The sequence below is a fragment of the Finegoldia sp. BIOML-A1 genome, from assembly GCF_009678325.1.
Classification (GTDB): Bacteria; Bacillota; Clostridia; order Tissierellales; family Peptoniphilaceae; genus Finegoldia; species Finegoldia magna.
Genome location: NZ_WKZF01000002.1, coordinates 42,577 through 57,597, shown reverse-complemented (window position 1 = coordinate 57,597; position 15,021 = coordinate 42,577). Strand labels below are relative to the sequence as shown.

16 protein-coding genes are annotated in these 15,021 nt (G+C 29.4%); all 16 read right to left on the bottom strand.

The annotated features are described in order from the left end of the window. Positions 1–3: 3 nt before the first annotated feature. The 16 genes from GKG00_RS02570 to GKG00_RS02495 all read right to left on the bottom strand — a co-directional run bounded on the left by GKG00_RS02570 (position 4) and on the right by GKG00_RS02495 (position 14,971). Positions 4–687, bottom strand: a complete 684-nt coding sequence (locus GKG00_RS02570; RefSeq protein WP_094207062.1) for a zinc metallopeptidase — start codon at positions 685–687, stop codon at positions 4–6. A 9-nt stretch (positions 688–696) separates the two neighbouring features. Continuing rightward, positions 697–1,629 (bottom strand): methionyl-tRNA formyltransferase, encoded by a 933-nt coding sequence (gene fmt, locus GKG00_RS02565; protein WP_094224633.1) that lies wholly within the window; start codon positions 1,627–1,629, stop codon positions 697–699. Beyond that, positions 1,619–2,107, bottom strand: coding sequence for a peptide deformylase (def, locus tag GKG00_RS02560; RefSeq protein WP_094224621.1), 489 nt, complete (start codon positions 2,105–2,107; stop codon positions 1,619–1,621). Before def ends, fmt begins: the two co-directional genes overlap by 11 nt. Positions 2,108–2,116: 9 nt before the next feature. Beyond that, positions 2,117–4,486, bottom strand: coding sequence for a primosomal protein N' (gene priA / locus GKG00_RS02555; protein WP_154254118.1), 2,370 nt, complete (start codon positions 4,484–4,486; stop codon positions 2,117–2,119). A gap of 6 nt (positions 4,487–4,492) precedes the next feature. Next, positions 4,493–5,659 (bottom strand): bifunctional phosphopantothenoylcysteine decarboxylase/phosphopantothenate--cysteine ligase CoaBC, encoded by a 1,167-nt coding sequence (coaBC, locus tag GKG00_RS02550; protein ID WP_154254116.1) that lies wholly within the window; start codon positions 5,657–5,659, stop codon positions 4,493–4,495. Beyond that, positions 5,652–5,849, bottom strand: a complete 198-nt coding sequence (gene rpoZ, locus GKG00_RS02545) for a DNA-directed RNA polymerase subunit omega (RefSeq protein WP_094203559.1) — start codon at positions 5,847–5,849, stop codon at positions 5,652–5,654. Before rpoZ ends, coaBC begins: the two co-directional genes overlap by 8 nt. After that, positions 5,842–6,429 (bottom strand): guanylate kinase, encoded by a 588-nt coding sequence (gene gmk / locus GKG00_RS02540; protein WP_094203558.1) that lies wholly within the window; start codon positions 6,427–6,429, stop codon positions 5,842–5,844. Before gmk ends, rpoZ begins: the two co-directional genes overlap by 8 nt. Before the next feature lies 1 nt (position 6,430). Then, complete coding sequence (locus GKG00_RS02535) at positions 6,431–6,682, bottom strand: DUF370 domain-containing protein (protein WP_154254115.1); 252 nt, start codon at positions 6,680–6,682, stop codon at positions 6,431–6,433. A 7-nt stretch (positions 6,683–6,689) separates the two neighbouring features. Then, complete coding sequence (locus GKG00_RS02530; protein WP_154254114.1) at positions 6,690–7,565, bottom strand: YicC/YloC family endoribonuclease; 876 nt, start codon at positions 7,563–7,565, stop codon at positions 6,690–6,692. A 70-nt stretch (positions 7,566–7,635) separates the two neighbouring features. Continuing rightward, positions 7,636–9,372 (bottom strand): NFACT RNA binding domain-containing protein, encoded by a 1,737-nt coding sequence (locus GKG00_RS02525; RefSeq protein WP_154254112.1) that lies wholly within the window; start codon positions 9,370–9,372, stop codon positions 7,636–7,638. A gap of 9 nt (positions 9,373–9,381) precedes the next feature. After that, positions 9,382–9,831, bottom strand: coding sequence for an SsrA-binding protein SmpB (gene smpB, locus GKG00_RS02520; RefSeq protein ID WP_094203555.1), 450 nt, complete (start codon positions 9,829–9,831; stop codon positions 9,382–9,384). A gap of 12 nt (positions 9,832–9,843) precedes the next feature. Beyond that, the gene (gene rnr / locus GKG00_RS02515; RefSeq protein ID WP_154254110.1) at positions 9,844–11,949 is read right to left on the bottom strand and encodes a ribonuclease R; all 2,106 of its coding nucleotides are present in this window, start codon (positions 11,947–11,949) and stop codon (positions 9,844–9,846) included. 76 nt (positions 11,950–12,025) lie between these two features. Further along, on the bottom strand, positions 12,026–12,640 hold the full coding sequence (locus GKG00_RS02510) for an ATP-binding cassette domain-containing protein (RefSeq protein WP_154254108.1): 615 nt from the start codon (positions 12,638–12,640) through the stop codon (positions 12,026–12,028). After that, on the bottom strand, positions 12,627–13,310 hold the full coding sequence (modB, locus tag GKG00_RS02505) for a molybdate ABC transporter permease subunit (protein WP_241673642.1): 684 nt from the start codon (positions 13,308–13,310) through the stop codon (positions 12,627–12,629). The genes GKG00_RS02510 and modB overlap by 14 nt, the downstream gene beginning before the upstream one ends. Beyond that, complete coding sequence (gene modA, locus GKG00_RS02500) at positions 13,303–14,109, bottom strand: molybdate ABC transporter substrate-binding protein (protein WP_154254106.1); 807 nt, start codon at positions 14,107–14,109, stop codon at positions 13,303–13,305. The genes modB and modA overlap by 8 nt, the downstream gene beginning before the upstream one ends. Before the next feature lie 67 nt (positions 14,110–14,176). Beyond that, positions 14,177–14,971 (bottom strand): nitroreductase family protein, encoded by a 795-nt coding sequence (locus GKG00_RS02495; protein ID WP_241673641.1) that lies wholly within the window; start codon positions 14,969–14,971, stop codon positions 14,177–14,179. Positions 14,972–15,021: the final 50 nt, after the last annotated feature.

Genomic DNA, 15,021 nt, shown 5'->3' with positions numbered 1-15,021 from the left:
TTTTTAATCTCTATCTCTTGATATCAGTATTAATCTTACCAATTGTAACAGTGAAACCAAAGCGCTTGCTATATAAGTTAATGCAGCTGCTTTTAAAACTTGTTTCGCAGGTTCTATTTCATCATCAGTCAACAGCCCATTTGATAAAGCTCGTATAGCTCTACTACTAGCATCAAACTCAACAGGTAATGTAACTAATTGAAACAAAACAGTCGCTGAGAATAAAATAATTCCAAATTCTACTAATGGTCTCATGCTAAACATAAATCCAAGTAAAATTAAAATCCACACTGATTTCGATGCGAAATTCACAACAGGAAACAAAGATTCTCTAAATCTCAAGAAACCATAATTTTCCTTGTCTTGAATCGCATGACCTACTTCGTGACTTGCCACAGAAACTGCAGAAATCGACTGACTATTATACACTGCATCTGATAAAGCCAAAACTTTTTTTGATGAATCATAGTAATCAGTCAAGCTTCCTTGAACATTTACTATTTCTATATCTGACAAACCTTCGTAATCAAGCAAAACTCTTGCCATTTCTTTTCCAGTCAATCCTTTTGAATTAGTTGTTTTCTTATACTTATCAAAAGTATGAGTAACTTTGATTTGTGAGTAAAATGCCAATATCAAAGCCGGAATTAACAGCAGCATAGTTCTATCATAATAAAAATTAAACAATGATTCCTCCTACAAAATTATTCCCTCTTCAAATGAATTTCCATTCAAATATTCGCTAACGTTAAGAGGTTTTTTATTTGGAAGTTGTAATCTTGTGATAATTATAAATCCATCTTCACAAGCAACCTTAATTCCATTTTTGTCAACTTTTACAACTTCCCCACTCTTATTATCATTATATTGTTTTATTATGTTGATATTGTGAACTTTTACAGTTTTATTATTTAATTTAAAAAACAAACCTGGCCAAGGAGTCAATCCTCTAAATTTATTGTAAATTACGTCTGCTTTTTCATTAAAATTAATTTCACCCATAAATTTTTGAATTTTACCTACAGTAGATGCTTCATCTTCATTTTGTTTTTCTCTTGAATTGAAATATTTTTGGTAATCATTGATCACTTTATCGATTAAATCAGCACCCATTATCATTAATTTATCGTGCAATTCTTCAAGCATAATTTCATTGTCAAGCTCAATTTTATCTACAGCTAAAACATCACCAGCATCAAGTCCTTGTTCAACTAACATAATACTTACACCGGATTCTTTATCACCATTTAGTAAAGAATAATTTATCGGAGAAGCTCCTCTGTATTTAGGTAAAATTGATGCGTGAACATTTAAAATCTTGTTTTTAAACCTATCCAGTATTCTTTTTTTGATTAATTGACCATAAGCTACCACCACAATAAAATCAGGATTAAGTCTTTCTAATAGATCAAAGACTTCATCGTCATTTATATTTTGTGGAGTAATAACCTCTATTCCCAAATCAATAGCTCTTTTTTTAACTGCCGTAGGTGAAAACTTATTTCTATTTCGTTTTTTATCTTGTTGTGATATCACTAATTGAATTTCGTTATTTGGGTTGTCATATAATCTTTGCAAACTCTCAACTGCAAAATCTGGAGATCCCGCAAATACAATTTTATTTTTCATCATTCAATCTCTCAATCTCTTCATCAGAAAGATCCAATACTTTATCAGTGTACAATACGCCATCCAAATGATCTAATTCATGACAAAAACAATGTGCTTTGTAATCAGTGCCTGTTTTCCTTTGAATATTTCCGTCCAAGTCTGTGTATTCTACAGTAACAGTCTTAGGTCTTTCAACATATCCATTTTTACCAGGAACTGACAGACAACCTTCAACATTAATTTGCTTTTCATCTGATCTTTCTACGATTTTTGGATTTATCAAAACCATTTTCCCGTCTTCATCTTGCATGTCTATTACTACTATTCTCTTAAGCATTCCAACTTGAACACAAGCCAATCCTATTCCTTTATTTTCATACATCGTTTCAAACATATCTTCTACGATTTGTTTGATTCTATCATCTATTTTTTCAACCTCTCTTGATTTTTTTCTCAAGATTGGATCATTTTCTAATCTAATTTGTCTTAATGCCATTTTATCTCCTTAAAAATAACTTTGAGGATCTAATGTTATTTTAAGCGTTATTCCCTCTAAGTTAATATTGTATTCATTGTTTATTAAAACTTTTTTTATTATTTCTATTATGTTATCTTCTCCATTAGGGAATTTATAGTACAAATCAAACCTGTACATATTATTTATCCTTTCTATTGGAGAAGGATGAGGACCATTAATCAATGTTGTAGATAATTTATATCTTCTAATAAGGGCAGCAACGTAATTTGAAACTTCATTGATTTTTTTCATAGCAACATTTTTGTTTTTACTAGAAATATTGATGTTTAATATTCTGAAAAAAGGAGGATAATTAAATGATTTTCGAAGTTTTATCTCCTTTTCATAAAACATTTTGTAATCATGAAGCGCTGCTGATGTTATAGCAAAATTATCAGGTTTATAAGTTTGTATAATTACATCTCCTTCATATTCTGCTCTTCCAGCTCTTCCGGCTACTTGAGTTATCAATTGAAATGTTTTTTCGTTTGATTTGTAATCTCCTAAGTTCAAACTAATATCTGCAGCCATTACTCCGACTAATGTAACATTCGGAAAATCAAATCCTTTCGACAACATTTGCGTCCCGATTAATATATCTATTTCTTGATTATTCATCATATCATAGATTTTTTTGTAATCTTTTTTTGTGTTTGTAGTGTCTCTATCCATTCGTGCAATTCGAGCATTTGGAAAAAGTTCTCTAGTTTCTTCTTCTAATTTTTGAGTACCTGCTCCAAACTCTTTTATAAATTTCGAGCCACAGTTTGGGCATACTTTCGGCTTTAGAGCTGTTCTCCCACACATGTGACAAATCAATCTATTTTTTGTCTTATGATATGTCATGGAAACATCACAGCTATCACATTTTAGTACATATCCACATCTTCTGCACGAAATAAAAGAAGTGTGACCTCTCTTGTTTAAAAACAAAATAGTTTGTTTTTTGTTGTTTAAATTATCTTGAATTTTATTGAGTAGAACTTTACTGAACATTCTCATGTTTCCAGTTTCAAGTTCTTTTCTCATATCTACAATAGTGCATTCAACAGGGTTTGTATCATTAGCTCTTTTATTCATTTCAATAAGATTGTACTCACCTTTTAAAGCTTTGCTGTATTCTTCAACTCCAGGAGTTGCTGACCCCAATAAAAGCTTTGCGTTATTATATTCTGCTCTAAATCTGGAAATATCAATAGCGTTGTATTTAGGATTTTTTTCACTTACATAACTTGTTTCATGCTCTTCATCTATTATTATCAATCCTAAATTTTTAAACGGAGAAAATACAGCACTTCTAGCTCCAACTACTATTTTATATTCTCCATTATACATTTTTCGAAATTGTTCGAATTTTTCGTTAACATTTAACTTAGAGTGAATTATAGCAACTTTCCCTGGAAACCTACCCTCAAATCTTTCAATAGTCTGCGGAGTCAATGATATTTCTGGAACCAGAACTATGCTATCTTTACCTTCATTTAACATTTTTTCAACCAAATGCAAATACACTTCTGTTTTACCACTACCCGTTACACCATGTAACAAATTGAATTGATTTTCTAAAATCGAATTATAGGCTTTTTCTTGCTGAGAATTTAGTTTTATTTTTTGGTAAGTTTTTGTATCATCCACAACAATTCTGTCAACTTCTTTGAAATAAATTTCAACAATTTTCTTTTCTTCCAGCGCTTTTACTACGCTTGAAGTAGTATTAGTTTTTGCTAGAAGCTCACTATAAAGTATGTTGTTTTTAGTTTTGAGCATTTCAACTATTTTTTGTTGGGCATTTGCTCTTCTTGAAATAACCGGATTATCTTCTATAAGTTTGACGTATTTCAATAGTTTTGGCGTGATTTGTTGATCGTATACTAAATCCATTTTCAAAAAATCAGATTTTACATACTCCATTAGCTTTTTATGGCTAATGTCTGAAATTTCTTTAATTTCTGAATATTCTTTCTTGGTTTTAAGAATATTGTACAAATCTTCATCTACATTTTCTAATTTATCATTAGCAGTGAAATATTCTTTTAATTCTTCAAAGTTTCCAGGTGGCAAAATAGTTTGAAAAGCAGAGCTATAATCGCTTAAATATTTATCAACCATGAAAAAAGCAATATCTATCGATTCTTGAGTGACAATAGGATTTAAGTCTACTACTGATATTATTTCTTTGTAATCAATATCTTGTTTAGGGTTATCATTAATTCTAACCACTAGCGCTAATTTGTTAATATTTGATTTTCCAAAAGGTACTATAACTCTCATTCCAACTTCTACATCTTCACTTGAATAATATGAGTATAGCCTGTTATTCATCTTCGATTTGTTTCTAAAAATAACATCAATATACATGTTTACCTACTTTATCAAATCCAATATCTTATCTGCGATATTTAATTTTGTATTCTTATCAATTTCTAATATATTATCTTTGCTGATTACAGTTACCTTGTTGTATTCTGAATTAAATCCAATGTCTTTTTTCGATACATCGTTTAATACTATAAAGTCTAGATTTTTTTTATCTAGCTTTTTCTTAGCATTTTCTAATAAATTATTTGTTTCTGCAGCAAATCCAATAAAGGTTTGACCATCTTTTTTATTTAATGATTTTAAAATATCTGGGTTTTCTTCTAATTCTAATGAATTGATACCGTCTTGTTTTTTTATTTTTAAATCTTTTCTATTTTTTACTTTAAAATCACTCACTGCTGCAGCCATAATTAAACAGTCGAAATTATCGATGCAACTTTCGATTTTTTCTTTCATTTCAATAGCAGACTCCACTTTGATGTTTTCAATACCGTATGGACTTTCTGCTGTTGTTTTCCCAGAAATAATTGTCACATTGGCCCCTCTCATAAAAGCTTTCTTCGCAATCGAATATCCCATTTTCCCACTAGAATCATTCGTTATATATCGTACAGGGTCAATTCTTTCAACTGTAGCTCCGGCTGTAATCAAAATTTTCTTTCCTTTTAAATCTTTTTCGCAAAAGTATTTTTCGACTTCTTCAACAATTTCCCAAGGTTCCTTTAATCTTCCATCTCCTTTTGTGTTACAAGCGAGCATTCCGCTATTTGAATCTATAATTAAGTGTTCCTTTTGTTTCAAATCTTCTATGTTTTTTTGTGTAGCTGGGTTATTCAACATATTGGTATTCATACTTACACAAAACATTATTGGCTTGGTATAAGCTAGTGCTGTAGATGATAGCAAATCATCTGCAATACCATAATTTATTTTAGCCATAGTATTTGCACTAGCAGGTGCAATCAAAAACAAATCTGCCCATTTTGCAAGTTCTATATGTTCAACAACCTTGTGTGAATTGTTGTGAAACATTTTGTTTTTAACATCGCATTTTCCAATTGTTTCAAATGTCATTGGACTTACAAATTCACAAGCTGAATCAGTCATGATAATTTTGATATTATAATCAAGTTTTTTTAGTCTACTTACAACATCTACAACCTTGTAAATAGCAATTCCTCCAGTAACACCTAAAAGAATATTTTTACTCATTTGATTTGTTTTCCCAAACCTTTTTTTCCATAACTTCTTCTAAAGCTGTAGTAACTGGTTGAGCTTTTGCTTTCTTTAGTTTTGTGTCTTTACCGTCTATTAACATTCTTGCTCTTTTACTTACCATTACACAAAGTGCATATCTACTATTGTTTATTTCTGATAATTTTTTAAATGATGGATTAATCATATTTTTCTCCTTTTACAACTCTAAATTTTTCTGCGTCAATTATAGTTTCAATATTTTTTACAGTTTCGTCAACATCTTCATTGATAACTGCATAATCATATTCATCAATAAAACTCAATTCTTTCTTGGCGTTTTGCATTCTAATATTAATTGTTTCTTCGTCTTCTGTATTTCTTCCTTCAATTCTTCTCCTAAGTTCAATCAAATCTGGTGGAAGAATGAATACAAAAACAGCTTCTGGATAGTTTTCTTTTACTTTTAATGCTCCTTGAACATCAATTTCTAGAATAACTATTTCTCCTTTATTTATTTGATCAAAAACAAATGATTTTGGAGTTCCATAATAGTTATTGTGCACATTAGCATATTCAATGAAATCTCCTTGCTCTATTTTCTTCTTAAACTCATCTAAACTCAAAAAATAATAATTTTCTCCGTCTATTTCATAAGGCCTCTTCTTCCTTGTTGTAGCGGATACAGAATATACAATATCATTTTTTTGTGATATTAATTTTTCACAAACAGTTCCTTTTCCAACTCCCGATGGGCCAGAAACAACTAATAAAAATCCGTCTCTCATATTAATCTTCCTTATTATTTGATTTATCTAATCTCATTTGTAAAGTCTCTGGTTGAAGGCAACTCAACACAACATGACTTGAATCCATAATTATTACGCTTCTAGTTTTTCTACCAAAAGTAACATCGATAAGATTATTGTCTTCCTTTGCTTTTTGAACAATTCTTTTAATTGGATTTGTTTCGGGACTAACAATCGCAATAATCCTGTCGCTATTTACTAAATTTGAAAATCCTATACCTAAACTTTCCATTTTCCCTCTATTCAATGTTTTGTACTTGTTCTCTCAATTTTTCAATCAAACTTTTAACTTCAATAACGCAAACAGAAATAGATTCATCATTCGATTTCGAAGAAATTGTATTGATTTCGCGATTCATTTCTTGAATTATAAAGTCCAATTTACGTCCTATGCAATCTTTCATATCCATTGCTGATTTAAATTGAACTATATGAGAATCAAATCTCTTCAATTCTTCGTTAATATCCACTTTGTCAGCCATTAAAGCAACTTCCAAGTACATTCTATCCTTATCAATTTTTTCTTCATCTAACAATTCAGATATTTTATTAAATAAATTTTCTCTGTATTCTTTTACACTATTTTCAGTCAAACTTGATATTTTATATATTTGATCTTCTATTTTTGATAAATTACTAGATAAATCTTCCATCAAATTATCGCCTTCAATAGATCTCATCGAATATATTTTATTCACAGCTTCATCTAAAACTTTTAAAATATTATCGTGTAAAAATTCATTGTCTAAATCTTTGTAAGTAAATGACATGACATCATCATATTTTACTAAATCCCTGACATTGATATCTGATGCCATATCTAACTTTTGATTTAATGAATCAAGCTTTTCCTTGATTTTTTGAGCTAATTCATAGTTAATATCCACACTGTCAACTGATAGTTGATATTTTTTGATTTTAATATAAACATCAACTCTACCGCGTTTTAACTTATTTTTGATTAGAGATTTCATGTCTTCCAACATAAAATTCAAATAACTCGGCATTGAAAAATTGAAATCCAAATACCTATTATTAACAGATTTGATTTCAATATCTATGCTGCAATCTTCTAATTCCAAACTTGAAGATCCAAATCCTGTCATAGACTTCATTTCTATCGCCTCCCTTGATATTGTTAGTGTATATTAATCTTTAAGAATTTACAATAATTTATTACAATTTTTAAACAATTTCTTTGATTTTATCAATATCGCAAGAACTCATGTCGACATTAACAGTGTTGAAATTATTGTAAAAAACCATTCCTGGTTTTGCTCCCTTAGCTTTTTTTACATTCTTTTTTTCAGTATAATCGACTTCGACGTATTTTTCTTTACTCATTGATGAAAAATACGCCGCTAAGAAACAAGCAACGCCGTAGTCTTCTTCAGTCAAGTTTTCGTTTCTCATTATGACGTGTGAACCTGGCATATCTTTTACGTGAACAAAAATATCTTCTTTGTTAGCTTGTTTCAAGGTAAGATTATCATTTTGGTAATTATTTTTACCTACAAAAATATCAACGTTATTTTCTGTTACAAAATGTCTTGGCTTTGATGGTTTTACTTTTGCAGTTTTTTTCTTAGATTTTTTTATCAAACCTATTTTTACCATCTCATCCTTAATCTCTGATAGTTCCTGATATTCTGTCACTCTCTCCAGCGTTTCTAGAAGTTGTAGCAAATATTCGTTTTCTTGTTTTATAAGAGGAAGCTCTTGTGTAATCATTTTTTCTCTAGTTTTTAATTTGCTAAATTTTTTGTAATAATTTTGTGCATTTTCATTTCCAGATTTTATTGGATTCAATGGAATTTCAATTGGGTTCATATCATCATAGAAATTCTGTACATTTATTTTGTCCACGCCTTTATGGATCAAATGCATATTTGAACTTATCAGATCAGCATAAACTTTGTAAATATCTCTTTTCTTTGCTTCTTGCAAATCTACAGTTAAGTTGCTCAATTTATTTGAATTTCTTTGAATTTTATTTGAAACTATTTTCTTCAAGTGCGAAGATTTTTGTGTAATTGAATCATTCGAACTGTGTTTTTTATAATAATAATCCAACATTTCGTGAATATCATCAAAGTTTTTCTTTTGATATCCGTATTTTTCTAATTTAATTACATGAAAATCCTTTAATTTTTCATCTTCATCAATGACTATAGAATAATCATAATCACAATTTTTGATAGCTTCTCTAACTTCAATAAATGCTTGATTAAATCGAGATTTTTCATCTTCGGTCAAATCTTCGAGCCTTATATTAAAATCCAAATCTGCTCTCAGGCATATTTCTCTCGAAATAGTGGGAGAAAATCCAGTATAATTCATATAAAAAACTTTTTGTAGTTTAGTAGTCCCCTCAGCTATTTCTGTTGGAAGATCATCTGATTGCAGAATGTTTCTCTTATCATCTTCTAAATATGAATATTTAGTTTTTGGAAGTATTTGTCTGATGCTTTTTGTATCGAAGCTAATTCTTTTGATTGCATCTACAATCATTTGACTTTCTTTTTCAATCAAAATTATATTTGAATGCTTACCCATAAGTTCTACAACTAATGTGTAGTTCATATCATATCCCATTTCGTCTCTGCTATTGATGTCAATACTTACAACTCTATCCATCGATTCTTGATAAATATCAGTTATAACCGCTCCTTGTAAGTATTTTCGCATCAGCATACAGAAATTATACGCCTCAATTGGATTTTTCTTATTTTCATTTGTAAAATGCATCCTCGGTAAGGATGAGGATGCAGAAATAAGAAGTTTATAGTTTTGTTTGTTATTATAAATAATTAAATCCAATTCGTTTTTATCGGGTTGATTAACCTTGCTGATTTTCCCGTTGATTAATTTTCCTTTTATATCGTCTACTATCGCTTTTGTTACAATTCCGTCAAAGCTCATTATTACTCCTTATCTTCTCATTGCTCTTTGCATATTTCTCAAATCGTCACGTTTTTTCAAAGTTTCTCTCTTATCGTATAGATTCTTACCTTTTGCAAGAGCTATCTCTACTTTAACAAGTCCATTTTTTTCATAAACTCTTAGAGGTATCAAAGTATACCCTTGTTCTTTTGTTTTTCCGATTAATTTTCTGATTTCAGATTTATGCATTAAAAGTTTTCTTTTTCTTAAACTATCCACGTTAAAAATATTTCCTTCTGTGTACGGACTCACATTCATTGAATATACAAAAACTTCTGAGTTTTCTATCATGCAATAACTTTCCTTAATGGAAACTTTTCCTTTTTTGATAGACTTTACTTCAGTTCCTTTTAGTTCAATTCCACATTCGTACACATCTTCGATAAAATATTCGTGACGTGCTTTCTTATTGTTTGCTAATAATTTTATATCACTCATTATTTTCCTTTTCTAATTTACAAATTCAAAATCTATTTGACGTTTATCTTTGTCACTATTTATAACTTTAACTCTAACTTTTTGCCCAATATGGTATGATTTTTTAGTTCTTTCTCCATAAACTGTGTAGTTTTTATCGTCAAATACATAATAATCATCTATCATAGATTGAAATTGTACTAAACCTTCAATCGTGTTGTCAAGTTGTACAAAAATCCCAAATTTTGTTAGCGAACTAATGATTCCTTCAAATTCTTCATCTATGTGTTGTTGCATATATTCTGCAGATTTCATATCAATAGCTTCTCTTTCAGCTTCCTCAGCTCTTCTCTCAGTTGCTGAGCATTGTTTTGCAATGTCTTTGATATATTTCATGAATTCTTTTTCGTTATTAGTATCTGGCTTATGATTTATAAAATTCTTCACAATTCTGTGTATAAATAAATCCGGATATCTTCTAATTGGAGATGTGAAGTGCGTATAGAACATCGATGCAAGTCCAAAATGAATGCTAGGATTTTCGCTGTACTCAGCTTTTTGCATAGATCTTAATAAAAGTGAAGATAATAGAGGTTTTTCAGGCTTGCCATCTAGTTCATTTAAAATTCTTTGGTAATCCTTTGAATACAAATTCTTACCTTTCAAATGGTATCCAAAATTAGACAAAATTCTTTTAAAAGTATTCACCTTTTCTTCGTCAGGTTCTTCGTGAACTCTGTATAAAAACGGTCTATCCAAATATCCAAAATGACTTGCCACTGTTTCGTTTGTAATCAGCATGAACTCTTCAATCAATTTATTTCCAATTCTTCTCTCATCTTTTGTAACATCAACTACTTTAGAGTTTTCATCTAAAATAATTTTAGTTTCTGGAAAATCAAAGTCAATACTTCCTCTGTTTTTTCTTCTAACACTTAGAATTTCATACAATTCTTTCATTAGTAATAAATTATCCGTGAGTTTTTCATCATCATAAGGATTTTCTATATCTTCTAAAAAGTCTGACACATTTTTGTAGACTAATCTATAATCAGAGTTTATAACAGACTCATAGAATTTGTAGTCAAGAGTTTTACCCGTTGGTGAAATTTCCATTTTAACCGTTAAACAAAGCCTGTCTTCATTAGGGTTTAGTGAGCAAATTCCATTAGATAATTCTATAGGTAACATAGGAATTACTCTATCCAACATATACACACTTGTTCCTCTTCTGAAAGCTTCCTTATCAAGTGCAGTATTCTTTCTAACATAGTGGCTGACATCAGCAATGTGAACATATAGTATGAAGTTGTCACCTTTTTTTGAAATACTAATGGCATCATCAAAATCTTTTGCATCAGACCCGTCAATTGTAACTGTAAATAAATCTCTAAAATCCATTCTAGATTTCTTTTCTGATTCATCAACCTGTTGCTCTATTTCCCTAGCTTGTTCTTTAACTTTCTTTGGAAATTCATATGGTAATTTAAAAGTCTTTGCTATAGAATAAATGTCAATTCCAGGATCGTCCTTGCCTCCTAAGACTTCAACTATAACACCTTCTGGATTTTTGTGTTTTTTAGATGGAGTTTTGATTAATTTAACTACGACTTTATCGTTGTTTTTCGCCCCATTCTTATTACCAGATTGGACAAAAACGTCGAATCCGTATTTTTTATCATCTAATATTACAAATCCATAACCCTTTGCTTCATCAAAAGTTCCCACAAGTTTTTTTGTTTCTCTGGATAGAATTTGTAAAACTTTCCCTTCAGGACTTCTGTTTGGTTTTTTATCTACTGTTATTGTAACTAAGACTTTATCTTTATGGATTGCACCATTTAAATCCTTTTTGGCTATAAATATATCATCAATACTTTCATCATCAGGAATAAAATAGCAAAAATCACTTCCAGATCCTTGAATAGTACCTGGATATGCTTTTTGCTCTGTAATTGGAATTATATTAGAATTTTTATCAAGTAAAATTTTCTTATCTTTTTGTAGTTCATTAATAATCTTATGAAAAATTTTCTTATCTTTTTTTTCAATATTTAATCTTGAAGATAATTCATCAAAAGTTAGAGGAATATAATCATTAGAATTTACGATATTAAGTACCTTTTGCTTTATTTTCATTAAATACCTCCTAGTTGTTTCCTACCTATATTATACCCTAAATTGTAAGAAACTACCTAATTGATGTATTTAACGTTTATTTTACAATTTTCCCCTTATCAATAAAAATTAATCTATCAGATAAAATTTCTGCTTCGTGTCTATTATGGGTAACCATGATAATTGGAATATCCAATGATTTTTTGATTTCGATCAATTCTTTATAAAACTTATTCTTAAATTTTTCATCAATTGAACTGAAAGGTTCATCCATTAATAGCAAACGCGGCTTATTTGCTAACGCTCTTACTATTGAAACTTTTTGTTTTTCTCCACCTGATAAAGTATTTGAAAAATTTTCCAAAAGATATTCAATCCCTAGTTTTTCTATAAGTGAATTTGTGTAATTTTTATCAGGATTCATAAAAAAAATATTGTCTTTAACACTCATATTTGGAAATAATGCGTAATCTTGAAAAACATATCCAATATTTCTTTCCTGTGGTTTCAAATTTATTTTATCTGAAAACAAAATATTATCATCAAGAATAATCTCTCCTTTATCTGGAGTTAATAAACCTGCTATCGAGTTTAAAATAGATGTTTTTCCGCTTCCGGACTCACCCATTATGCACAAAATTTGATTCTCCACGATAAATTCAACATTTAGAACAAAATGATTTAATTTCTTTTCGATATTACACTTCAGCATTTCTATTCCTTCTCTTTTCTATCCATCTATTCAAGAAATATATCAATGAAAATGAAAATATCACAACAACAATCATTAGAGTATTAGCCATTGTTTTATCGCCACGTTCGACCGCATAGTACATAGCTAACGGAATTGTTTGAGTTTTATTTGGAATATTTCCAGCAACCATCATAGTTGCTCCAAATTCTCCTAAACTTCTAGCAAAAGCAAGTACCAACCCACTGATTATCCCTGTATAAGCTAACGGAATTGCTATTCTGAAAAATATTTTCCATTCACTAGCACCCATTGTTCTTGCTGCATTCAAAATTTTCTTATCAATACTTTGAAATGAAGCTTTGCAGTTTTGATACATGAGCGGAAACGAAACTATTACAGATGCTATGACACACGCCTTCCATGTAAAAATAACGCTCCATCCAAAATTATCGTAAAAAATTTTACCAATTAATCCGTTATTTCCTATTACAATTAAAAGTATGTATCCCAAAATTGATGGTGGTAAAACTAGAGGCAATGTGATAATTGCCTCTAAAACACTACCGTTTTTCTTGTTAAATTTTACCATCATCCATGCAATAAATATAGATAAAACAGAAGTTATAATGGTTGAGATTATGGATACCTTCAATGAAATTATAATAGGCATCATAATATCATTATTCATCGCTAGATTCAAAACCTGCTTCCTTGAAATATTTTGTTGATAATTCGTTTTGCAAGAATTCATATAATTTGTTTTGCATTTCAGTATTCTTAGAGTAAGTTGTTTTAGTTATTGGATAAATAATAGGTTTGTGAGAACTTTCATCAACATTATAAGCAACTTCAACCTTATCATCAGTTACAGCATCAGAAGAGTATACAAATCCTACTTCAACTTCCTTGCTGTCAACAAATCTCAAAGTATCTTTAACATTTTTACCATATACAAATTTTTCTTGAAGCTTGTCCATTAAATTATAATGAGTCAAACTTTGTTTTGTATATTGTCCTACTGGAACAGTTTCCAATTCTGCTACAGCAATTTTACCTTTAATGTTTTCCAAATCTTCAATTTTAGAAATTGTAACATCAGTTTCTTTGTTTTTAACAATAACTAACTTGTTTTTTAATAAACTTTTTGAATCTTTTACAAGTTCTTCTTTTTCAAGAGCTTTTACTTGTTTTTGTCCTGCTGAAACGAAAACATCACAAGGAGCTTTTTGTTCGATTTGTTTTTGTAATTTTCCTGAGCTTGCTAAGTTAACATCTACTTTAACATTATTTTCTTTTTCAAATTCAGGAATAATTTTTTCTAACGATTCTTCTAAAGAAGCTGCTGCAAATAAGCTTATGTTTCCATTATTCGTTTTTTCTTCCATTTTCTTTTCCGCTTTTTGTCCAGCATTTTGTTTTTCATTTTTTGCACAACTAGCCAAAATTAAACACCCCACTAACATTAATAATAAGTACTTTTTCTTCATATCATTATCCTCCTTAGCATATAACGCTATGTATTAAAAAAGCCCTTTAAAAGGCTTTTTTTCTTAATTAAAAATTAACTGATGCAATGTATTTGTAATTGTCTTTATCTTTTAATTCTTCTTTTACAATCCAATTTGCGTCTATATTATTATAATTAGCTAATTCTGTATAATAGTACATTACAATTCCTGCATCTATAAGATTTTCAATTCCTTTGTAATCTTTGATATACAAATCAAAATCGTCATCATTTAATACAAATCTCCATGGTTGTTCGTTTTTAGTTGAAGGAGCAAATCTCAAATAACTAAATAACTCATCCAAACCATAATTTTGTAATTTATCTATATCGATTGGAGTAGACAATGATTTGTCGCAAACAAATTCTTCAACACCAATTCTTGAGCTAAATTTCTTCTTACCAAATCCAAATTCGTTTGGAGCATATCCCATAGCAAGTAAGAAATCTACATTAGAATTATCTCCAAAAGCTGATTTTTTGGATTCTTCTGAAGCGTTGGATATAGTCACCCAGCAACTTCCTACATTTAGTGCATCTAATTTAGTGATCAAATTTTCAAAATAAAATGCACCAAATATCATTGATAACTCATTATTCTTGTCAGCTTCCATTGCAATATAATGGTTAGCTTTTATCATAGTACCATCGTATCCACCCTCTCCATCAAGAGAATTGTAAACCACAGAACCATCTTTGTATAATTTAAAATTAACATCGTATTTCTTTGCTAAATTGTTTATATCAAAAATAATAGATTCAACTTTTTTTAAATCTGAATCACTAAGATTTTTTGATTTAAAATCTCTTACTGATTTTCTATTTTCTAAAAATTCATTCATTGACATTTTAATTACCCCTTATAATAAATCTTATAATTAAATAATACTAC

Bases quoted from the DNA above. Each gene is read 5' to 3' on its own strand.
- fmt (WP_094224633.1), bottom strand. From the start codon at position 1,629: ATGAAAAATAAAATTGTATTTGCGGGATCTCCAGATTTTGCAGTTGAG.
- def (WP_094224621.1), bottom strand. From the start codon at position 2,107: ATGGCATTAAGACAAATTAGATTAGAAAATGATCCAATCTTGAGAAAA.
- priA (WP_154254118.1), bottom strand. From the start codon at position 4,486: ATGTATATTGATGTTATTTTTAGAAACAAATCGAAGATGAATAACAGG.
- coaBC (WP_154254116.1), bottom strand. From the start codon at position 5,659: ATGAGTAAAAATATTCTTTTAGGTGTTACTGGAGGAATTGCTATTTAC.
- rpoZ (WP_094203559.1), bottom strand. From the start codon at position 5,849: ATGATTAATCCATCATTTAAAAAATTATCAGAAATAAACAATAGTAGA.
- gmk (WP_094203558.1), bottom strand. From the start codon at position 6,429: ATGAGAGACGGATTTTTATTAGTTGTTTCTGGCCCATCGGGAGTTGGA.
- GKG00_RS02535 (WP_154254115.1), bottom strand. From the start codon at position 6,682: ATGGAAAGTTTAGGTATAGGATTTTCAAATTTAGTAAATAGCGACAGG.
- GKG00_RS02530 (WP_154254114.1), bottom strand. From the start codon at position 7,565: ATGAAGTCTATGACAGGATTTGGATCTTCAAGTTTGGAATTAGAAGAT.
- GKG00_RS02525 (WP_154254112.1), bottom strand. From the start codon at position 9,372: ATGAGCTTTGACGGAATTGTAACAAAAGCGATAGTAGACGATATAAAA.
- smpB (WP_094203555.1), bottom strand. From the start codon at position 9,831: ATGAGTGATATAAAATTATTAGCAAACAATAAGAAAGCACGTCACGAA.
- rnr (WP_154254110.1), bottom strand. From the start codon at position 11,949: ATGAAAATAAAGCAAAAGGTACTTAATATCGTAAATTCTAATGATTAT.
- GKG00_RS02510 (WP_154254108.1), bottom strand. From the start codon at position 12,640: ATGCTGAAGTGTAATATCGAAAAGAAATTAAATCATTTTGTTCTAAAT.
- modB (WP_241673642.1), bottom strand. From the start codon at position 13,310: ATGAATAATGATATTATGATGCCTATTATAATTTCATTGAAGGTATCC.
- modA (WP_154254106.1), bottom strand. From the start codon at position 14,109: ATGAAGAAAAAGTACTTATTATTAATGTTAGTGGGGTGTTTAATTTTG.
- GKG00_RS02495 (WP_241673641.1), bottom strand. From the start codon at position 14,971: ATGAATGAATTTTTAGAAAATAGAAAATCAGTAAGAGATTTTAAATCA.